The sequence below is a fragment of the Streptococcus oralis genome (assembly GCF_001579025.1).
GTDB classification, from domain to species: domain Bacteria; phylum Bacillota; class Bacilli; order Lactobacillales; family Streptococcaceae; genus Streptococcus; species Streptococcus oralis_X.
Genome location: NZ_KQ970235.1, coordinates 567,083 through 588,198 on the forward strand (window position 1 = coordinate 567,083; position 21,116 = coordinate 588,198).

Genomic DNA, 21,116 nt, shown 5'->3' on the forward strand with positions numbered 1-21,116 from the left:
CTGGCGATGGACTGAAGCAGATTTCCATTCCAAAAATGATATCGAAAATTCCTGGTTACACACCTCAGGTGAATGTATTTTCAGGAATGATTCTTGCTATGATTGTCATTACAGGCTTGATTGTGGGGATTTTTGTTTATATCATTACCATCCAAAAACTAGGCCTTTATGGAATAATGCGGGCTCAGGGAATACAGATTAAAACCATTGTATGGTCCCTTTTCTGTCAAATCTTCCTCCTAGCTGGTATGGGGATTGCTTTAGCCTTGCTGGCAATTGGAGGAGTGATTTTAGTCTTACCAGCTACCTTCTTTTTCTATCCAAGTTGGATAGCCTACTCTGTCCTAAGCTTGGTAATTTCCTTGATGGCCCTTCTAGGTGGTGTCATTTCACTTCCACGCTTGCTAAAGGTGGACCCGATTACTGCAATTGCAGAATGATAAGGAGAATAGTATGACAGCATTGATTGAAATGACTCAAGTGACAAAAACCTACGGGGAAGGAAAGATGAGAGTCGTAGCCCTGCATGAGACGAATTTTCAGCTAAATGCGGGAGAGTTCGTAGCTATTGTTGGGCCTTCTGGCTCTGGAAAGACAACCTTTCTAACAACTCTAGGACAACTTCAGGAAGCATCGAGTGGAAAGATTCTAGTCAAGGGGAAGGAAACAGGCAGTTTGACGGAGAAGGAAAAAACAGATCTCCGTTTTAGGGAGTTTGGTTTCATTCTCCAGGCTTCAAACTTAATTCCTTTTCTAACGGTCAAGGAACAGCTGGATTTGATAGACAGACTAGATAAGGGAAAAAATAGTAAAAGTGACCGAAAAGAGCTGTTTGACTTGTTGGATTTGGAAAAAGTTCAAAATCATTATCCCAAAGCTCTATCGGGTGGCGAACGTCAGCGTGCCGCGATTGCTAGGGCGCTCTATAACAATCCGAGCATTGTGCTTGCAGATGAGCCGACAGCCAGTCTGGATACCCAGCGTGCCTACCAAGTAACGGAGATGTTGGCCGCCATTGCCCATGAACAAGGCAGAGGAGTTGTCATGATTACACATGATACACGCCTTCTTGATAAGGTTGACCGTATTTATGTCATGAACGATGGCCACCTAGTTGAAGAAACACATGCATAAAATAGAGTGAATGGTACAAGTTACTGTTCACTTTTTTGATTGGGAAAGATAGAAACAAGTTTAACTTTTTGTGAAACTCTCAGTAACCATAGCTGATTTTTGAGAAATGTGGTATAATTTTTCTTATGGAAAAGATTATCATTACAGCAACTGCTGAAAGTATTGAACAAGTTAAACAACTACTCGAAGCTGGCGTAGATCGTATCTATGTTGGTGAGAAAGATTTTGGCCTTCGTCTGCCAACGACTTTTAGTCATGACCAATTGCGTGAGATTGCTAAGTTGGTTCATGAAGCAGGCAAGGAATTGATTGTCGCGGTTAATGCCCTCATGCACCAAGATATGATGGACCGTATCAAACCTTTCCTAGACTTCTTGGAAGAAATAAAGACAGACTATATTACAGTAGGAGATGCAGGTGTCTTTTATGTAGTCAATCGCGATGGTTATTCCTTCAAGACCATCTACGATGCTTCAACCATGGTGACAAGCAGCCGTCAGATTAACTTCTGGGGGCAAAAGGCTGGCGCATCTGAGGCGGTTTTGGCGCGTGAAATTCCATCTGCTGAGCTCTTCAAGATGCCTGAGATTTTGGAAATTCCTGCTGAAGTGTTGGTTTACGGAGCTAGTGTCATTCACCATTCTAAGCGACCACTTTTGCAAAACTACTATAACTTTACGCATATTGATGATGAAAAAACGCGTAAACGTGACCTCTTCTTGGCTGAACCAAGTGATCCAGAGAGCCATTACTCTATCTTTGAAGACAATCATGGTACCCACATCTTTGCTAACAATGACCTTGATTTGATGACCAAATTGACAGAATTGGTAGAGCATGGTTTCACTCACTGGAAGCTAGAGGGGCTCTACACACCTGGTCAGAATTTTGTAGAGATTGCTAAACTCTTTGTCCAAGCACGCAGCTTGATTCAAGAGGGCAAATTCAGCCATGACCAAGCTTTCTTGTTAGATGAGGAAGTGCGCAAGTTACACCCTAAAAACCGTTTCCTCGACACAGGATTCTATGATTACGATCCTGACATGGTTAAATAGGACATAAAAACCCGAAATAAAAATGTTCGGGTTTTTCCAGTGTATCCATGAAATAAAAACGGATACATGTTATAATAAAAATAGCTCTTTAATGGAGGTGTTTAAGTGGAGAATCTGAAAAAGATGGCAGGTATCAAGGCTGCTGAGTTTGTCAAGGATGGTATGGTTGTTGGACTCGGAACTGGATCAACTGCCTACTATTTCGTAGAAGAAATCGGTCGTCGGATTAAGGAAGAAGGTTTGCAGATTACTGCTGTGACAACTTCCAGTGTGACCAGTAAACAGGCTGAAGGTCTTAACATCCCGCTCAAGTCGATTGATCAAGTTGACTTTGTTGATGTGACGGTTGACGGGGCGGATGAAGTAGATAGCCAGTTTAACGGAATCAAAGGCGGAGGTGGTGCCCTTCTGATGGAGAAGGTTGTCGCAACGCCCTCAAAAGAATACATTTGGGTGGTGGATGAAAGCAAACTGGTCAAGAAACTAGGTGCTTTTAAATTGCCAGTAGAAGTGGTTCAGTATGGTGCAGAACAGGTCTTTCGTCGGTTTGAGCGAGCTGGCTACAAACCAAGTTTCCGTGAAAAAGACGGCCAACGTTTTGTGACCGATATGCAGAACTTTATCATTGACCTAGCCTTGGATGTCATTGAAGATCCGATTGCCTTCGGACAAGAATTGGACCATGTCGTTGGTGTCGTAGAGCATGGCTTGTTCAACCAAATGGTGGATAAGGTCATCGTAGCGGGACGAGATGGTGTTCAGATTTTAACTTCAACAAAAGCAAGATAACTAAAATAATAAGGAGACAGACTATGTCAAAATTTAATCGTATTCACTTGGTGGTACTGGATTCTGTGGGAATCGGTGCTGCGCCAGATGCCAATAACTTTGTCAATGCAGGGGTTCCAGACGGAGCTTCTGACACACTGGGACACATTTCAAAAACCGTTGGTTTGAATGTACCAAACATGGCTAAAATCGGTCTAGGAAATATTCCTCGTGAAACTCCTCTAAAGACAGTACCAGCTGAAAGCAATCCAACAGGTTATGCAACAAAATTGGAAGAAGTTTCCCTTGGTAAGGATACCATGACTGGTCACTGGGAAATCATGGGACTCAATATTACCGAGCCTTTCGATACTTTCTGGAACGGATTCCCAGAAGAAATCTTGACAAAAATCGAAGAATTTTCCGGACGCAAGGTCATTCGTGAAGCCAATAAACCTTACTCAGGAACTGCTGTTATCGATGATTTCGGACCACGTCAAATGGAAACTGGGGAGTTGATTATCTATACTTCAGCTGACCCTGTTTTGCAAATTGCTGCCCACGAAGACATCATTCCTTTGGATGAATTGTACCGTATCTGTGAATACGCTCGTTCGATTACCCTTGATCGCCCTGCTCTTCTAGGTCGTATCATTGCCCGTCCATATGTTGGTGAACCAGGTAACTTCACTCGTACAGCAAATCGTCGTGACTTAGCTGTATCTCCATTTGCACCAACCGTTTTAGATAAATTGAACGAAGCAGGTATCGATACTTACGCTGTTGGTAAAATCAACGATATCTTTAATGGCGCTGGTATCAATCATGACATGGGCCACAACAAGTCAAACAGCCACGGAATTGATACACTATTGAAGACCATGGGCCTTGCTGAGTTTGAAAAAGGATTCTCATTCACAAACTTGGTTGATTTTGATGCCCTTTACGGCCATCGCCGCAATGCTCATGGTTACCGTGATTGCTTGCATGAGTTTGATGAACGCTTGCCCGAAATTATCGCAGCCATGAGAGAGAATGATCTTCTTTTGATTACTGCGGACCATGGAAATGACCCAACCTATGCAGGAACAGACCATACTCGTGAATACATTCCACTTTTAGCTTACAGTCCAGCCTTTAAAGGAAATGGTGTCATTCCAGTTGGACATTTTGCAGATATCTCAGCAACAGTTGCGGATAACTTTGGTGTGGAAACTGCCATGATTGGGGAAAGTTTCTTAGATAAATTGGTATAAGATGAAACGCTATGCTTTACTGGTAAGGGGCATTAATGTCGGTGGGAAAAATAAAGTTGTCATGGCGCAACTTCGTCAAGAACTGACAGAGTTGGGACTGGAAAAGGTTGAAACCTACATCAACAGTGGCAACATTTTCTTTACTTCGACAGCTCCCAAAGCCCAATTGGTTGAAAAGTTAGAGGCTTTCTTTGCAGTCCATTATCCATTTATTCAGAGCTTTTCCTTGCTGAGTCTTGAGGACTTTGAAGCGGAACTTGAAAATCTGCCTGAATGGTGGACCAAAGATTTGGCACGAAAGGATGTGCTCTTCTACACGGAGAGCTTGGATGTGGATCAAGTCATCGAGAAAGTTGAAAGTTTGGAACTGAAAGATGAAGTGGTTCATTTTGGAAGACTTGGGATTTTCTGGGGGAAATTCTCTGAAAAATCCTACTACGAAACAGCCTATCATAAGTACTTACTCAAGATGCCTTTTTATCGCAACATCACCATTCGGAATGCTAAAACTTTTGACAAAATCGGTCAAATGCTAAAAAATAATAAAGGAGACACGCAATGACATTTTTAGATAAGATCCAAGAAACAGCTGCTTTTCTGAAAGATAAAGGAATCCAAGCGCCTGAGTTCGGTCTAATCCTTGGATCAGGACTTGGAGAATTGGCAGAAGAAATCGAAAATCCTGTTGTAGTAGACTATGCAGATATTCCAAACTGGGGCCGTTCGACAGTAGTCGGTCACGCTGGGAATTTGGTATATGGAGAACTTGCAGGTCGCAAAGTCTTGGCTCTTCAAGGACGCTTTCATTTCTATGAAGGAAATCCTCTTGAAGTCGTGACTTTCCCAGTACGTGTGATGAAAGTTCTTGGATGCGAAGGTGTCATTGTAACCAATGCAGCTGGCGGTATTGGTTATGGTCCTGGTACCTTGATGGCTATCTCAGACCATATCAATATGACGGGGCAGAACCCATTGATGGGTGAAAACTTGGATGACTTTGGTCCACGTTTCCCTGATATGTCTAAAGCCTACACACCAGAATATCGTGCTACTGCCCATGAAGTGGCCAAGAAACTTGGTATCAAGCTTGACGAAGGTGTCTATATCGGTGTAACAGGTCCGACTTATGAAACACCTGCAGAGATTCGTGCCTATAAGACATTGGGAGCAGATGCAGTTGGTATGTCTACTGTTCCTGAAGTGATTGTGGCAGCCCACTCTGGCTTGAAAGTTCTAGGAATTTCATGTATTACTAACCATGCTGCTGGTTTCCAAGAAGAACTCAACCACGAAGAAGTTGTAGAAGTGACTGAACGTGTCAAAGGCGACTTCAAAGGCTTGCTGAAAGCGATTCTTGCAGAATTGTAATTAATAATCAATCATAGAAAGGATGGGCTCCTTGTATTCACTGAACTGAATACGGGCGGAGAACTGTGTAAAAAAGATAAACTGTCTAACATCTGCGATGTGTCATCAGTTTCCTATTATTCCTTTGTTCTCTGTCGCTATCCTAAATATACAATAAAGAAAGGGAGAGCGTGTGTTCTGATTTGAACACGAGCGGAAAACTTTTCTAAAAACATAGAGAGGGTGGTTCGGTTTTGAATTGAAGCCGGTCTAGTCTTCTCAATATCATCAAAATTAAGAAAGAAAGGAATTGAACCCACCCTAAAAGCAGTGGGAAAAAGATAGTTGGTCTAGCGAGCATCGCTCACTGCACCCAACTCCTATTTTCCCTTCGCTTTTTGACGGGTTTGGTATCTTATATTATGTCTATCCATATTGCTGCTCAGCAGGGTGAAATTGCTGATAAAATTCTTCTTCCCGGGGATCCTCTTCGTGCGAAATTTATTGCGGAGAATTTCCTTGAAGATGCTGTTTGTTTTAACGAAGTGCGTAACATGTTTGGCTACACTGGTACTTACAAGGGTCACCGTGTATCTGTCATGGGAACTGGGATGGGAATGCCATCCATTTCTATCTATGCGCGTGAGTTGATTGTGGACTACGGTGTGAAGAAATTGATTCGTGTGGGAACTGCTGGTTCTTTGAATGAAGATGTTCACGTCCGTGAATTGGTTTTGGCGCAAGCAGCTGCAACCAACTCAAACATCATCCGCAACGACTGGCCACAGTATGATTTCCCACAAATCGCTAGTTTTGATTTGCTAGACAAGGCCTACCATATCGCCAAAGAACTAGGTATGACCACCCACGTTGGGAACGTTTTGTCATCAGATGTCTTTTACTCAAACTACTTTGAAAAGAACATCGAACTTGGTAAATGGGGAGTCAAGGCTGTGGAAATGGAAGCAGCAGCTCTTTACTATCTTGCTGCCCAACACCACGTTGATGCACTTGCTATCATGACCATTTCTGATAGCTTGGTCAATCCAGATGAAGACACCACTGCAGAAGAACGCCAAAATACCTTCACCGATATGATGAAGATTGGGTTGGAAACCTTGATTGCAGAGTAAACATCGTATTACTTTGAGATAAGGTTATTTCTAAGATTGATTTAAATGCTTTAATCTCAAATATATCAGTAATGATAAAGGAAGAGTTGAAAATCAGATTGCTGGAGCTATTGGTTTTCAACTTTTTTAGAACCCAGCTTAAGGAGAAACGTGATGGATAAAATTGAACAATTACAAGACTTGATAGATCAAAGCCAACGGATTGTTTTCTTTGGAGGGGCAGGAGTGTCAACCGAGTCTAATATCCCAGATTTTCGTAGTTCAGATGGTGTTTATAGTCATCAGTTAGGCCGTCATTTTACGGCAGAGCAACTCGTTTCTCGAACCATGTTTGAGCGCTATCCAGAAGATTTTTTTGACTTCTATAAAAAATACCTGATTTATCCAGAAGCAAAGCCTAATGCTGCTCACACTTATCTGGCTACTTTGGAAAAGACAGGTAAGCTAAAGGCTGTTGTGACACAAAATATCGATAGTCTTCATGAAATGGCTGGCTCCCAAAAAGTCTTTAAATTGCATGGGAGTGCGGACCGGAATTACTGCCTAGGTTGTCAACATTTCTATGACTTAACTGCTTTTCTTGCCCTCGAGGGACCTGTTCCCCACTGCTTAGACTGTGGCAAGGTGGTCAAGCCTGACGTGACCTTGTATGAAGAATCACTTGATATGGATGTTTTTAGTCAAGCTGCACAAGCTATTCGGCAAGCAGACTTGCTGATTATTGGTGGGACTTCCATGGTTGTTTATCCTGCAGCTAGCCTAGTAAACTATTTTTCTGGGACAAATCTGGTCCTTATCAATAAAACCAGTATTCCACAAGACAGCCAAGCTACATTGGTCATTGAAGGCAAGATTGGGGAAGTCTTTTCGAAATTGAGACAATAAAAGAATTTTAGAAGATAGCAACAAAACCTTGTTACTTGAAAGAGAAAACTATCTCATTTATTGACCACTATCTCGCTCTTTGAGAGTTATTAAAAACTGGCTGAGAAAATCAAAACACCTTCACCGATATGATGAAGGTTGGTTTGGAAACCTTGATTGCAGAGTAAAATGTAAAAGAAAATCCTGATTTCAAGTGGAATCAGGATTTTTTCATAGATGCGATTTTTTCGGGGTCTGGTGTAACGCGGAGGGTCTTTTGTCCTGTGTAGGTTACAAAGCCAGGTTTGCCACCAGTTGGTTTATTGAGTTTTTTCACTTCAATCATATCTACCTGAACGAGATTTGACAAGCGCCCTTTGGAGAAGTAGGCAGCTAGCTCCGCAGCGTCCGTCTTAACTTCGTCAGAAGGATTGAGATTTCCTGAGATGACGACATGGCTTCCAGGGATGTCCTTGGCATGGAACCAAAGTTCCTCCTTGCGAGCCATTTTAAAGGTTAGCTCTTCATTTTGCAAGTTGTTACGACCGACATAAATGATGGTTTTGCCATCGCTCGCTAGATACTGTTCTGGTTTTTTGCGTTTCTGGATTTTTTCACGTTGGCGTCTTCTAATAAAGCCTGTTTGGATCAATTCTTCACGGATTTCAGCGATTTCCTCCAGCCCAGCTTGGTTGAGAACAGTCTCAACACTTTCCAGATAGAGAATGGTTGCCTTGGTTTCTTCAATCAACTCAGTCAGGTATTTGACAGCTTCTTTGAGTTTCTGGTAGCGTTTAAAGTAGCGTTGGGCATTCTGACTAGGAGTTAGTGCCTTATCAAGAGCAATGGTGATAGGTTGGTTGGTGTAGTAGTTGTCCAAGGTAACCTGATCTTGGTCATTCGGAACTTGGTGGAGGAAGGTTGTCAACAATTCTCCTTTTTGGCGAAATTCTTCAGCATTGTCTGTCGCTAGTAACTCTTTTTCTTGTTTTTTAAGCTTATGTCGATTTTTCTGAAGTTCATTTTCAACACGACGAATGAGCTCACTGGCTTGCTGTTTGACACGGTCCCGTTCAGCCTTGTCCTTATAGTAGGTGTCCAGCAAGTCAGAAAGGCTGGCAAAAGGCTCTCCCACCTGATTTACAAAAGGAACTGGGCTGAAGGAAGTCTCTGTTAAGCATGGCTTGGTTTCTTGCCCGAAGAAGTTTCGGAAAGTAGACAGTTTATCACTGACAAGAATGTTTTCCAATTCATTTGCCGTATCACGTCCTAGACCATGAAAGAGACTTTGAAGATTTTTTGCTGTTAGTTCCTGTGTTTGTAGGATTTCAAAGAGTTTTTCATCCTTGACAGTAAAAGGATTGAGAGACTCGGTGCTTGGTGGAGCGAGATAGGTCGATCCGGGGAGCAAGGTGCGGTAGCTATTTTGTGAAAAGCCAACGTGTTTAATAACTTCGAGGATTCTATGGCTGCTTTTATCCACGAGGAGAATATTACTGTGTTTGCCCATGATTTCGATAATCAAGGTAGCCTGAATATGGTCCCCAATCTCATTTTTATTGGAAACTGTAATTTCCACAATACGGTCATTTTCGATTTGCTCGATCGACTCAATCAGGGCACCCTGCAAATACTTTCTCAAAACCATGATAAAAGTGGAAGGTTGGGCTGGATTTTCAAAGGTTGTTTGGGTCAGCTGGATGCGACCAAAAACGGGATGAGCAGAGAGGAGCAGGCGATGGCTTTGGCGATTGCTGCGGATTTGCAAGACCAACTCTTGTTCAAAAGGTTGATTGATTTTCTGGATGCGACCATTGACCAACTCTCTTCGCAATTCCTCAACCATGTGATGTAAAAAAAATCCGTCAAATGACATCGTTCTCTCCTTGTGATTGTATTCCATAGTATTATATCAAAAAGGTAGAATAAAATCATGGAAATATGGTATAATAAAGCCAAGTAAAGAGAATCGAGAAGTACATGTATATTGAAATGGTAGATGAAACTGGTCAAGTTTCACAAGAAATCTTGCAACAAACCCAAGAAATTTTGGAATTTGCAGCCCAAAAAATAGGAAAAGAAGACAAGGAGATGGCAGTCACTTTTGTGACCAACGAGCGTAGTCACGAACTCAATCTGGAGTACCGTGACACGGACCGTCCGACAGATGTTATCAGCCTTGAGTATAAACCAGAGTTGGACATTGCCTTTGACGAAGAGGATTTGCTTGAAAATCCTGAATTAGCAGAAATGATGTCCGAGTTTGATGCCTACATTGGGGAACTGTTCATCTCTATCGATAAAGCGCATGAGCAGGCTGAGGAATACGGTCACAGCTTTGAGCGTGAAATGGGCTTCTTGGCAGTACACGGCTTTTTACATATCAACGGCTACGATCACTACACTCCGGAAGAAGAAGCGGAGATGTTCGGTTTACAAGAAGAAATTTTGACAGCCTATGGACTCACAAGACAATAAACGAAAATGGAAAAATCGTGACCTGGTATCCAGTTTAGAATTTGCCCTTACAGGAATTCTGACTGCCATCAAGGAAGAACGCAATATGCGAAAACATGCAGTGACGGCTCTAGTGGTCATCCTTGCAGGTTTTGTTTTTCGGGTGTCACGGATTGAATGGCTCTTTCTCCTGATGAGCATTTTCTTGGTAGTAGCCTTTGAAATTATTAACTCTGCTATTGAAAATGTGGTGGATCTAGCCAGTCACTATCACTTTTCTATGTTGGCAAAGAAAGCCAAGGACATGGCAGCTGGTGCCGTGCTTGTGGTCTCTCTTTTTGCTGCAGTAACAGGTGCACTTATCTTTCTCCCACGTATTTGGGATTTATTATTTTAAACAATAAGAGGAAATTATGACATTTAAATCAGGCTTTGTAGCCATTTTAGGACGTCCCAATGTTGGGAAGTCAACGTTTTTAAATCACGTCATGGGGCAAAAGATTGCTATCATGAGTGATAAGGCGCAAACAACGCGCAATAAAATAATGGGGATTTACACCACGGATAAGGAACAAATCGTCTTTATCGATACACCGGGGATTCACAAGCCAAAAACAGCTCTTGGGGATTTCATGGTGGAATCAGCCTACAGCACCCTTCGTGAAGTGGATACTGTTCTCTTCATGGTGCCAGCTGATGAGCCACGTGGTAAGGGCGACGACATGATTATCGAGCGTCTGAAAGCTGCCAAGGTTCCTGTGATTCTGGTGGTGAATAAGATTGACAAGGTTCATCCAGACCAGCTTTTGTCTCAGATTGATGACTTCCGTAACCAGATGGACTTTAAGGAAATTGTTCCTATCTCAGCCCTTCAGGGAAATAACGTTTCTCGACTAATCGATATTTTGAGTGAAAATCTAGAGGAAGGTTTCCAGTATTTCCCAGCTGATCAAATCACAGACCACCCAGAGCGTTTCTTGGTCTCAGAGATGATTCGTGAGAAAGTCTTGCACCTAACGCGTGAAGAAATCCCTCACTCAGTTGCAGTAGTGGTTGACTCTATGAAGCGTGATGAAGAGACCGACAAGGTTCATATCCGAGCTACTATTATGGTTGAGCGTGATAGCCAAAAGGGTATCATCATCGGAAAAGATGGCGCCATGCTCAAGAAAATTGGGACCATGGCTCGTCGTGATATCGAACTCATGCTAGGAGACAAGGTCTTCCTAGAAACTTGGGTCAAGGTCAAGAAAAACTGGCGTGATAAAAAGCTAGATTTGGCTGACTTTGGCTATAATGAGAAAGAATATTAAGAAAACTCTTTTAAGAGAGTTTTTTAGTATAACTGAACAATAACAATAATGGAGAATAATCAATGTCAGAGCAGTTAATTCAAAATAGTATTTTTTCAACACCAGTAATATTTGATAAATATGAATGTTATAGTATTGGTGCAACAACCGTTAATAATTTGATTAAATCAAATATTATTAAGAATGTAAATATAAAGAGAAGTCTTGGCAATAAAAAACCAGATGTTTTAATTCTAGATGATAATAAGAATGTAATCATCTATGTTGAGCAAAAGATACCAAGTAAATTTAAGAGTGATAAGGATATTGAAGGTGCGATTAAACAAGAGATAGATGTCGCAAAAGCTTTGGGTGCACTTATTTATATTGTAAGCGATGGTGATTCTTTTATCTGGATCAATCCTAAAACCGGGGAAAAGATTTTAGATGAGAATGGATATGAAATTAATTTAGCGATAAAGCCAAAAGAAAATGGCAAACAAATTGTCAAGTTCATTAACGATATTTCATTATCTATTTCAGAAACAAATAATCAGATATTGAAAAAGGAATTTTTAGATCCTACTGATTTAGCTCAAAAGATTAATCGAATTTTAAAGAATTTAACTTTTGCATCAGCAAAGATGTCTTTATATACTTTTGTTGAGTTGTTTCTCTTTAAATATTTATCTGATATTGGTGTTTTAAATGGAGAAAATAGTTTTGAATACATTGTTTCTTTATATGAAAAAGAAGGATATTCTACCGCCTATGTCTTAGGAAAATACCTAGAAGGCGCTAGAGAGACAATGGTTAAATTGTTTCCAAAAGGTATAGATGGAACAAGCATTATCAATGGTCAAGTTTTTCATATTGAAAGAGATGAACAAAACGAATTTGTCAGCGTTGATAATACGGATACAGTATTTAAATCTGTTATTTTGGAATTTGAAAAATATGATAAAAAATATGGAAAATTCTTAAATATAAGTAAAGACTTTAAGTCAAAACTCTTTGAAACTTTTATGAAAAATAGTGATGACAAGAGTGATATGGGGCAGTTTTTTACACCATTAAAAATAGTAGACGAAATGGTTTCTATGGTAGATATTTCTGAGGGAATGACTATTTGCGATCCTGCTTGTGGTGTTGGAAAGTTTTTGCTTGAAGCAGTTGAAAAACGTATAGAAGATAGTTATAGCTATTCTAAAGGAAAGTTAGCCTCTAAAATTCGATTTTTTGGCTATGACAAGATGATGTCTGAAAAAGACGATATCACAATTATTCTTGCTAAAGCTAATACGTTAATTTATTTTTCTGAATTATTCCAGCAAAATAATAGTTTTAAAGATGTACAAACAATTGCGAAAACGCTATTAAATGATTCATTCTATTTACATAAGAGTATGTTAGGTACTCTGGAAAATCTGAAAGAAAATAGATACGACCTAATTCTAGCAAACCCTCCTTATTATCAAAGTAAGGAAATGTCAGACCTGGCTAAAGCTAAGGATATTTATAAGTATGGTGGTAGTGGTGTTGAAGCTCTCTTTTTAGAATGGATTATGCGTTCCGTAAAACATGGTGGTGTTGCCAATATTGTTTTACCGGATGGTATTTTTTCTAATCATGCAAATAAAAAGTTAAAAGAAAAGTTAAAAGAACTCTTTTTTATAGACGCTTTGATTTCTTTACCTGTCAACGCTTTCTTTAACACACCTAAAAAAACTTACATTTTAACCATTCATAAGAAAACAGAGAATGAGATTGAAAATAATATCGTACAAGATTATCCTGTTTTCACCTACATTGCAGGTAGCATTGGTGAAACCTTAGATGTTTATCGATTTGATTCTGAAGAAAATGACTTAAAGCAAGCTGTCGTCAAATATAATTTTTATCGTCAATCTCAAGATAGAAATGATTTACAAGAACCAATCAAATCCCACCTTTTAGGTGATTCTAGACTAAAATTACTTCCGATTGAGGAATTAGATAGTAAGAAGAGTTGGATTATTGAAAATTGGTGGTCTGAGGAAGAAAAGATTGCTATTGGTCTAAAAAAAGAAAGACAAGTCGTTTCGATTGATGAATTCCAAGCAATGATTGATGATATGATTTCTCTTATGCAAGATTTCAAGGAGGAATTAGAATGGTTGAAGTAAGAAGCAAACTTGTAACACTTTCAGAACTATTTACCAATAAAAGAGGAAATAGTAAGTACACGAAAGCTTACGTTAATAAAAATACTGGTGAGTTTGAAGTTTACACTGGTTCAACTAAAACTTCCTTTGGATTTATAGATACATATGAATATGAATCTCCTCATTTAACCTATACAACAGATGGAGAGTATGCTGGAACTCTGGAAATTTTACAAGGTAAATACAATGTTGGAGGACACAGAGCTATTTTAATAAGTAAAGTGGATAATCTATCCCTATCTTATTGTAAATATGTTTTTCAAAGTGTATTCTATAATTCTGTAAGACGTGGTGATGTTCCATCATTAGCTTGGTCTCAAATCAAAGATATAAGAGTTAGCATTCCAGTTACTGAAGATGGAGAATTCGACCTTAAAAACAAGAAGAAATTGTTCGTAAGTTTGAATTAATTGAAGCACGAAAAGTAGAATTGGCTGAAAAGATTGAGGCGATCAAGTCAGTAGATGTGAATATTATGTCAGGAGAGACTTCTAAGACTACTTCAATTAAAGTTGTAGATTTGTTTGACTTGACTGTCTCAACAAATTCTTCAAAATTTACCAAGACATTTGTAAAAGAAAATTCGGGTGATATACCAGTTTATGGTGCTAGTAGTGATAGTTTACCAAGTTATGGTTATGTGAAAGACAATGCTGTAATTATAGACAAAGATGGTAAACATGAGTTCCCTGTTCGCTATTTTGAAAATTGCTTGACTTACAATATAGATGGTCTTGCAGGATATGTTTTTTATCACGAGGGTCGTTTTAGTTTAAGTGAAAAAGTACGCCCGTTAGTTATAAAAGAAGAATACGCAGACAAGGTCAACCCTTTATACCTAAAACAAGTTTTAGAGCCAATTTTTCGCTCTCATGTTAAAGGGAGGAAAGGGGAAAATGGTAAAAATGAGTATACAAAGCTAAATACTTCCATGATAAAAGATTTAGAGGTCGTGCTTCCTCTTACCTCTTCGGGAGAAATTGACCTTGCAAAGCAAAATCAGATTGTAAAAAATTCTCAAATAATCCTTGAAATGAAAAATAATATTGAGAAGAAAGGATACCGGTTTATTCAATCGAATCTAGACTTTAATTCGAACAATGTTCCATATATATATATATATATATAACCTTAGCTAATTTGTTTGATTTGAAACGTGGTTCTAGTAAGTATACGAAAAAATATTGCTTGGATAACAAGGGGAAGTATCCTGTTTACTCAGCCAATAATTCAGTTCCTCTTGGCTATCGAAACGATTTTGATTTTGATGGTTGTTTTGCTACAATCTCTGTCAATGGTATAGCAGGGAAGATAACTTTAATTGATAATAAGTTTTCTTTGAATGCAGATAGAATGATTTTAATTCCTAAACAGGAAAAAATAAACATTGATTATATTGCTTATATTTTAGAACCACTTTTAAGACAGCAGGTTAAAGGAAGACGTGGAGAGAATGGCAGAAATGAGTATACAAAAATAGAAAGAAAAGTAATTTTGGATACTAAAATTCCTGTTCCTTTTAATCACTTTGGTGAAATTGATTTAGAGATACAAAAGGACATAGTGGAAAAAAATAATAAATTAAAAAATATAAAAACCGTACTAGGAGAAGAAGTTGAAAAATTATTGAATTTTGAATTGAAATTTTAAGAAGGAGGATTTATGCCTGAATTACCAGAGGTTGAAACGGTTCGTCGTGGCTTAGAAAAATTGATTTTGGGAAAGAAGATTTCGAGTGTAGAGATTCGTTATCCCAAGATGGTCAAGACAGATTTGGACGAGTTTCAAAAGGAAGTGCCTGGTCAAGTTGTTGAGTCAATGGGACGTCGTGGAAAATATTTGCTTTTTTACCTAACAGACAAGGTCTTGATTTCCCATCTGCGGATGGAGGGCAAGTATTTTTACTATCCAGACCAGGTTCCTGAACGCAAGCATGCCCATATTTTCATTCGGTTTGAAGATGGAGGCACGCTTGTTTATGAGGATGTACGCAAGTTTGGTACCATGGAACTGTTGACACCCGACCTATTGGAAGCCTACTTTGTTTCTAAAAAACTAGGGCCTGAGCCAATAGAGCAGGATTTTGATTTGCAGTCCTTCCAAGCTGCCCTAGCCAAATCTAAGAAGCCTATCAAATCTCACCTTTTAGACCAGACCTTGGTAGCTGGCCTTGGCAATATCTATGTGGATGAGGTCCTCTGGCGAGCTCAGGTTCATCCAGCAAGACCTTCGCAAACTTTGACAGAAGCAGAAGCGTCAGCTATTCATGATCAGACCATTGCTGTTTTGGGACAGGCAGTTGAAAAGGGCGGCTCTACAATTCGAACCTATACCAATGCCTTTGGGGAAGACGGAACCATGCAGGACTTCCATCAGGTCTATGATAAGACTGGACAAGCATGTTCCCGCTGTGGCACCCTCATTGAGAAATTCCAGCTCGGTGGACGAGGAACTCATTTTTGTCCTCAGTGTCAAAGGAGGGGCTGATGGGAAAAATCATCGGAATCACAGGAGGAATTGCTTCAGGTAAGTCAACTGTGACAAATTTCCTAAGAGAGCAAGGCTTTCAAGTGGTGGATGCCGATGCAGTCGTCCACCAACTACAAAAACCTAGTGGGCGCCTATATCAGATCTTAGTTCAGCACTTTGGACAAGAAATCATCCTTGAAAATGGAGAACTCAATCGCCCTCTCCTAGCTAGTCTCATCTTCTCAAATCCTGAGGAGCAGGAATGGTCTAAACAAACCCAAGGAGAGATTATTCGTGAGGAATTGGCTGCATTGCGAGACGAGTTAGCTCAGACAGAAGCTATCTTTTTCATGGATATTCCCCTGCTTTTTGAACAGGACTATGCCAACTGGTTTGATGAAACGTGGCTGGTTTATGTGGACTATGATATCCAATTAGAACGTTTCATGAAACGGGATCATCTTTCTAAGGAAGTAGCAGAGTCTCGTTTGGCCGCCCAGTGGTCTTTAGAAGAAAAGAAGAAATTGGCGAGTCATATATTAGATAATAATGGCAGTCGTAATCAGCTTGCTAGTCAAGTAGTGAAGTTACTTGAAGGAGGCGATAGCTGTGCAAGAGATTAGTTGGAAAGAGAATCTTCGTGTTGCCTGGTTCGGTAGTTTTCTAACGGGCGCCAGCATTTCCTTGGTCGTTCCTTTCATGCCTATCTTTATAGAGCAGTTGGGAATTGAAGGAGACCAAGTTGCTTTCTATGCTGGTTTAGCCATCTCGGTTTCGGCTGTTTCAGCAGCTCTAGTTTCTCCCATCTGGGGTATTCTTGCTGACAAATATGGACGAAAGCCCATGATGATTCGAGCAGGTCTTGCCATGACCATTACGATGGGAGGTTTGGCCTTCGTGCCAAATATCTATTGGCTACTCTTTTTGCGCTTGCTCAATGGTGTATTTACTGGTTTTGTCCCCAATGCAACAGCCTTGATCGCTAGTCAGGTACCGAAAGATAAGTCGGGAGCGGCTCTGGGAACTCTATCTACAGGTGTTGTTGCAGGAACACTGACGGGTCCCTTTGTTGGAGGCTTTATTGCTGAAATTTTTGGCATTCGTAATGTCTTTTTATTGGTAGGAGTTTTCTTGTTTTTAGCTGCAATCCTAACCATTTTCTTTATCAAGGAAGATTTTCAGCCAGTGGCTAAGGAGAAGGCTATCCCAACGAAAGAAGTATTTTCTTCTTTCAAGTATCCTCGGCTTTTAGTGAATCTATTTTTGACGAGCTTCGTCATTCAATTTTCAGCTCAATCAATTGGCCCCATTCTAGCTCTCTATGTGCGGGACTTAGGACAGGCTGAGAATCTCCTCTTTGTATCAGGATTAATCGTATCCAGCATGGGATTTTCTAGCATGATGAGTGCTGGAATTCTAGGAAAACTTGGCGATAAGGTAGGGAATCATAGATTGTTGGTTGCGGCGCAGATTTATTCCGTCATCATTTACCTACTTTGTGCTCATGCAACCAGCCCCCTTCAACTTGGCTTGTATCGTTTTCTCTTTGGTTTGGGAACGGGAGCTCTCATACCAGGTGTCAATGCCCTTCTTAGCAAAATGACTCCAAAATCAGGTATTTCAAGGATTTTCGCCTTCAACCAAGTCTTTTTTTATCTCGGTGGAGTGATTGGACCTATGGCGGGATCCGCAGTTGCAGGATATTTGGGCTACCATGCTGTCTTTTATGCGACAGCAGCCTGTGTGGCTTTCAGTTGTTTATGTAACTTAGTGCAATTTAGATCATTATTAAAAGTAAAGGAAATCTAGTGCGAGTAAAAATCAATCTCAAGTGCTCCTCTTGTGGCAGCATGAATTATCTAACCAGTAAGAACTCCAAAACTCATCCAGACAAGATTGAGGTGTTAAAATATTGTCCAAAGGAAAGAAAAGTAACTTTACATCTTGAATCTAAGTAGAATTTATGGTAAAATAATAGGGATTTTAAGGAGTTTGATATGTATAACCTATTATTAACCATTTTATTAGTATTATCTGTTGTGATTGGGATTGCGATTTTCATGCAACCAACTAAGAACCAATCCAGCAATGTATTTGATGCCAGCTCAGGTGATTTGTTTGAACGTAGTAAAGCGCGTGGTTTTGAAGCTGTGATGCAACGTTTGACAGGTATTTTAGTCTTTTTCTGGCTAGCCATTGCCTTAGCATTGACGGTATTATCAAGTAGATAAGAAATGGGCGAGACTAGGTCTTAGCCTCTTTTTATTTTTATTAAGTATTAAATGATGTTTGAAAAGGTCTTACAGTAACAGAAAATTAAAAAATCTAGAAAGAAAACATGAAAGATAAAATTAAAGAATATTTGCAAGAGAAGGGGCGAGTGACGGTAAATGACCTAGCTCAAGCTCTCGGAAAGGATGGATCCAAGGATTTCCGTGAGTTGATTAAGACCCTGTCTCTGATGGAAAGAAAGCACCAGATTCGTTTTGAAGATGATGGTAGTTTATGCCTGGACCAAAAGAAGAAACATGAAATTACCCTCAAAGGGATTTTTCATGCCCATAAAAACGGCTTTGGCTTTGTTAGTCTAGAAGGGGAAGAGGACGACCTTTTTGTTGGAAAAAACGATGTCAACTATGCCATTGATGGTGATATCGTAGAGGTCGTGATTAAGAAAGTCGCTGACCGCAACAAGGGAACTGCTGCAGAAGCAAAAATTATCGATATCCTAGAGCACAGCCTGACAACAGTTGTCGGCCAAATCGTTCTGGATCAGGAAAAGCCCAAGTATGCGGGCTACATCCGTTCAAAAAATCAGAAAATCAGCCAACCGATCTATGTGAAGAAACCAGCTATCAAGTTGGAAGGGACAGAGGTTCTCAAGGTCTTTATCGACAAATACCCCAGTAAGAAACATGATTTCTTTGTCGCTAGTGTGCTAGACGTGGTGGGGCACTCGACTGATGCTGGGATTGACGTTCTTGAAGTCTTGGAATCCATGGATATTGTTTCAGAATTTCCAGAAGCTGTTCTCAAGGAGGCAGAAAGTGTACCAGATGCTCCGTCTCAAAAGGATATGGAAGGGCGTCTGGACCTGAGAGATGAAATCACCTTTACCATTGACGGTGCGGATGCCAAGGACTTGGACGACGCAGTTCACATCAAGCCTTTAAAAAATGGCAATATCGAACTCGGAGTTCACATCGCAGATGTTTCCTACTATGTGACCGAGGGTTCTGCCCTTGACAAGGAAGCCCTTAACCGCGCGACTTCTGTCTATGTGACAGACCGAGTGGTTCCAATGCTTCCAGAGCGTTTGTCAAATGGCATCTGCTCTCTCAATCCTCAAGTAGATCGCTTGACCCAGTCTGCTATTATGGAAATTGATAAACATGGTCGTGTGGTTCATTACACCATTACCCAAACGGTTATCAAGACGAGCTTCCGTATGACCTATAGCGCTGTTAATGATATCCTAGCTGGCGATGAGGAGAAGAGACAAGAGTTTAAGAAAATTGTTCCAAGTATCGAGCTCATGGCCAAGCTTCATGAAAGGCTAGAAAGCATGCGTGAGAAGCGTGGTGCCCTTAACTTTGATACCAGCGAAGCTAAGATCTTGGTGGATAAAAAAGGCAAGCCTGTGGATATCGTTCTTCGCCAACGTGGTATTGCTGAGCGGATGATTGAGTCCTTCATGTTGATTGCTAATGAAACGGTTGCCGAGCACTTTAGCAAGTTGGATCTACCTTTCATCTATCGAATTCACGAGGAGCCCAAGGCTGAAAAAGTTCAGAAGTTTATTGATTACGCCTCTAGTTTTGGTTTACGAATTTATGGAACTGCCAGTGAGATTAGCCAAGAGGCTCTCCAAGACATCATGCGTGCTGTTGAGGGAGAACCCTATGCGGATGTATTGTCCATGATGCTTCTCCGTTCTATGCAACAAGCTCGCTATTCTGAGCACAATCACGGTCACTATGGACTTGCTGCTGATTATTACACTCATTTTACCAGTCCGATTCGCCGTTATCCAGACCTCCTTGTCCATCGAATGATTCGCGACTATGGACGTTCCAAGGAAATAGCAGAGCATTTTGAACAAGTGATTCCAGAGATTGCGACCCAGTCTTCCAATCGTGAACGTCGTGCCATCGAGGCAGAGCGTGAAGTCGAAGCCATGAAAAAGGCTGAGTACATGGAAGAATACGTTGGTGAAGAGTACGATGCAGTTGTATCCAGCATTGTCAAGTTTGGTCTCTTTGTCGAATTGCCAAATACAGTTGAAGGCTTGATTCACATCACTAATCTACCTGAATTTTATCATTTCAATGAACGGGATTTGACTCTCCGTGGGGAGAAATCAGGAACAACCTTCCGTGTAGGACAGCAGATGCGTATTCGAGTTGAGAGAGCCGATAAGATGACAGGTGAGATTGATTTCTCTTATATTCCAAGTGAGTTTGATGTTATCGAAAAAGGCTTGAAACAAGCTGGGAGCAAAGACAGAGGACGTGGCTCAAGACGTCGTTCGGATAAGAAGGAAGACAAGAGAAAATCAGGGCGCTCAAACGATAAGCACAAGCATTCACAAAAAGATAAAAAGAAAAAAGGCAAGAAACCTTTTTACAAAGAAGTAGCTAAGAAAGGAGCCAAGCATGGCAAAGGGCGAGGGAAAGGTCGTCGCACAAAATAAAAAAGCGCACCACGACTATACAATCGTAGATACGCTAGAGGCAGGAATGGTCCTGACCGGAACTGAAATCAAGAGCGTTCGAGCTGCTCGAATCAATCTCAAGGACGGCTTTGCCCAAGTAAAAAATGGGGAAGTCTGGCTGAGCAATGTTCATATCGCTCCTTACGAAGAGGGTAATATCTGGAACCAGGAACCAGAACGCCGTCGTAAACTCCTGCTCCATAAGAAGCAAATTCAAAAATTGGAACAAGAGACCAAAGGGACAGGAATGACCCTTGTTCCCCTCAAAGTCTATCTCAAAGATGGCTATGCCAAGCTTCTTTTAGGACTTGCTAAAGGGAAGCATGACTATGACAAACGGGAGTCGATCAAGCGTCGTGAACAAAACCGCGACATCGCGCGTGTGATGAAAGCTGTCAACCAGCGTTAAGAAGAGGAAGTAAA

24 protein-coding genes are annotated in these 21,116 nt (G+C 40.6%); 23 read left to right on the plus strand and 1 reads right to left on the minus strand.

The window, feature by feature from the left end:
- The 9 genes from SORDD27_RS02665 to SORDD27_RS02705 all read left to right on the plus strand — a co-directional run.
- The coding region (locus tag SORDD27_RS02665; RefSeq protein WP_155718884.1) for an FtsX-like permease family protein at window positions 1-440 on the plus strand (440 nt) is incomplete at its 5' end.
- A 13-nt stretch (window positions 441-453) separates the two neighbouring features.
- Window positions 454-1,134, plus strand: a complete 681-nt coding sequence (locus tag SORDD27_RS02670) for an ABC transporter ATP-binding protein (RefSeq protein ID WP_061427166.1) — start codon at window positions 454-456, stop codon at window positions 1,132-1,134.
- A 125-nt stretch (window positions 1,135-1,259) separates the two neighbouring features.
- The gene (locus tag SORDD27_RS02675) at window positions 1,260-2,189 is read left to right on the plus strand and encodes a peptidase U32 family protein (protein WP_061427168.1); all 930 of its coding nucleotides are present in this window, start codon (window positions 1,260-1,262) and stop codon (window positions 2,187-2,189) included.
- 105 nt (window positions 2,190-2,294) lie between these two features.
- Window positions 2,295-2,978, plus strand: coding sequence for a ribose-5-phosphate isomerase RpiA (rpiA, locus tag SORDD27_RS02680; RefSeq protein ID WP_061427170.1), 684 nt, complete (start codon window positions 2,295-2,297; stop codon window positions 2,976-2,978).
- Between the two features lie 23 nt (window positions 2,979-3,001).
- Entirely contained in the window at window positions 3,002-4,213 is a 1,212-nt protein-coding gene (locus SORDD27_RS02685; RefSeq protein ID WP_061427171.1) for a phosphopentomutase, read from the plus strand.
- A gap of 1 nt (window position 4,214) precedes the next feature.
- Window positions 4,215-4,775 (plus strand): DUF1697 domain-containing protein, encoded by a 561-nt coding sequence (locus tag SORDD27_RS02690; protein ID WP_061427172.1) that lies wholly within the window; start codon window positions 4,215-4,217, stop codon window positions 4,773-4,775.
- Window positions 4,772-5,581, plus strand: coding sequence for a purine-nucleoside phosphorylase (locus SORDD27_RS02695; protein ID WP_061427173.1), 810 nt, complete (start codon window positions 4,772-4,774; stop codon window positions 5,579-5,581). Before SORDD27_RS02690 ends, SORDD27_RS02695 begins: the two co-directional genes overlap by 4 nt.
- A 401-nt stretch (window positions 5,582-5,982) precedes the next feature.
- A complete protein-coding gene (deoD, locus tag SORDD27_RS02700) occupies window positions 5,983-6,693 on the plus strand; it encodes a purine-nucleoside phosphorylase (RefSeq protein WP_061427174.1) in 711 nt (236 codons plus the stop codon).
- 153 nt (window positions 6,694-6,846) lie between these two features.
- Window positions 6,847-7,578 carry an NAD-dependent protein deacylase gene (locus SORDD27_RS02705; protein WP_042902364.1) on the plus strand — a complete coding sequence of 244 codons (732 nt, stop codon included), beginning with the start codon at window positions 6,847-6,849 and terminating at the stop codon, window positions 7,576-7,578.
- Window positions 7,579-7,777: 199 nt separating this feature from the next.
- Here SORDD27_RS02705 and pavA read toward each other — a convergent pair whose 3' ends face one another.
- Window positions 7,778-9,433 (minus strand): Rqc2 family fibronectin-binding protein PavA, encoded by a 1,656-nt coding sequence (gene pavA / locus SORDD27_RS02710; RefSeq protein WP_061427175.1) that lies wholly within the window; start codon window positions 9,431-9,433, stop codon window positions 7,778-7,780.
- Between the two features lie 104 nt (window positions 9,434-9,537).
- Between pavA and ybeY the strand changes: the two genes are divergently transcribed.
- The 14 genes from ybeY (at window position 9,538) to smpB (ending at window position 21,102) form a co-directional block, all read left to right on the plus strand.
- A complete protein-coding gene (gene ybeY, locus SORDD27_RS02715; RefSeq protein WP_000275169.1) occupies window positions 9,538-10,035 on the plus strand; it encodes an rRNA maturation RNase YbeY in 498 nt (165 codons plus the stop codon).
- Window positions 10,016-10,411, plus strand: coding sequence for a diacylglycerol kinase family protein (locus tag SORDD27_RS02720; protein WP_061427176.1), 396 nt, complete (start codon window positions 10,016-10,018; stop codon window positions 10,409-10,411). The genes ybeY and SORDD27_RS02720 overlap by 20 nt, the downstream gene beginning before the upstream one ends.
- Window positions 10,412-10,427: 16 nt before the next feature.
- Entirely contained in the window at window positions 10,428-11,327 is a 900-nt protein-coding gene (gene era / locus SORDD27_RS02725) for a GTPase Era (protein WP_061427178.1), read from the plus strand.
- Window positions 11,328-11,389: 62 nt separating this feature from the next.
- On the plus strand, window positions 11,390-13,471 hold the full coding sequence (locus SORDD27_RS02730; RefSeq protein WP_061427180.1) for an HsdM family class I SAM-dependent methyltransferase: 2,082 nt from the start codon (window positions 11,390-11,392) through the stop codon (window positions 13,469-13,471).
- Window positions 13,459-13,920 (plus strand): restriction endonuclease subunit S, encoded by a 462-nt coding sequence (locus tag SORDD27_RS10130; protein WP_231069271.1) that lies wholly within the window; start codon window positions 13,459-13,461, stop codon window positions 13,918-13,920. The genes SORDD27_RS02730 and SORDD27_RS10130 overlap by 13 nt, the downstream gene beginning before the upstream one ends.
- Before the next feature lie 20 nt (window positions 13,921-13,940).
- Window positions 13,941-14,639: a restriction endonuclease subunit S gene (locus SORDD27_RS10135; protein ID WP_231069272.1), complete on the plus strand. Its 699-nt coding sequence runs from the start codon at window positions 13,941-13,943 to the stop codon at window positions 14,637-14,639.
- Window positions 14,640-14,650: 11 nt separating this feature from the next.
- A complete protein-coding gene (locus tag SORDD27_RS02740; RefSeq protein ID WP_081103337.1) occupies window positions 14,651-15,160 on the plus strand; it encodes a restriction endonuclease subunit S in 510 nt (169 codons plus the stop codon).
- A gap of 12 nt (window positions 15,161-15,172) precedes the next feature.
- Window positions 15,173-15,997: a DNA-formamidopyrimidine glycosylase gene (gene mutM / locus SORDD27_RS02745; protein ID WP_061427184.1), complete on the plus strand. Its 825-nt coding sequence runs from the start codon at window positions 15,173-15,175 to the stop codon at window positions 15,995-15,997.
- Entirely contained in the window at window positions 15,997-16,602 is a 606-nt protein-coding gene (coaE, locus tag SORDD27_RS02750; RefSeq protein ID WP_061427186.1) for a dephospho-CoA kinase, read from the plus strand. The genes mutM and coaE overlap by 1 nt, the downstream gene beginning before the upstream one ends.
- A complete protein-coding gene (locus SORDD27_RS02755) occupies window positions 16,589-17,788 on the plus strand; it encodes a multidrug efflux MFS transporter PmrA (RefSeq protein WP_061427187.1) in 1,200 nt (399 codons plus the stop codon). Before coaE ends, SORDD27_RS02755 begins: the two co-directional genes overlap by 14 nt.
- Window positions 17,788-17,937 carry a 50S ribosomal protein L33 gene (rpmG, locus tag SORDD27_RS02760; RefSeq protein WP_007519517.1) on the plus strand — a complete coding sequence of 50 codons (150 nt, stop codon included), beginning with the start codon at window positions 17,788-17,790 and terminating at the stop codon, window positions 17,935-17,937. The genes SORDD27_RS02755 and rpmG overlap by 1 nt, the downstream gene beginning before the upstream one ends.
- A gap of 39 nt (window positions 17,938-17,976) precedes the next feature.
- Complete coding sequence (gene secG / locus SORDD27_RS02765) at window positions 17,977-18,210, plus strand: preprotein translocase subunit SecG (protein WP_061427188.1); 234 nt, start codon at window positions 17,977-17,979, stop codon at window positions 18,208-18,210.
- Window positions 18,211-18,317: 107 nt separating this feature from the next.
- On the plus strand, window positions 18,318-20,672 hold the full coding sequence (rnr, locus tag SORDD27_RS02770; RefSeq protein WP_061427189.1) for a ribonuclease R: 2,355 nt from the start codon (window positions 18,318-18,320) through the stop codon (window positions 20,670-20,672).
- On the plus strand, window positions 20,635-21,102 hold the full coding sequence (gene smpB, locus SORDD27_RS02775) for an SsrA-binding protein SmpB (protein WP_001051743.1): 468 nt from the start codon (window positions 20,635-20,637) through the stop codon (window positions 21,100-21,102). Before rnr ends, smpB begins: the two co-directional genes overlap by 38 nt.
- The last annotated feature ends 14 nt before the right edge of the window (window positions 21,103-21,116 follow it).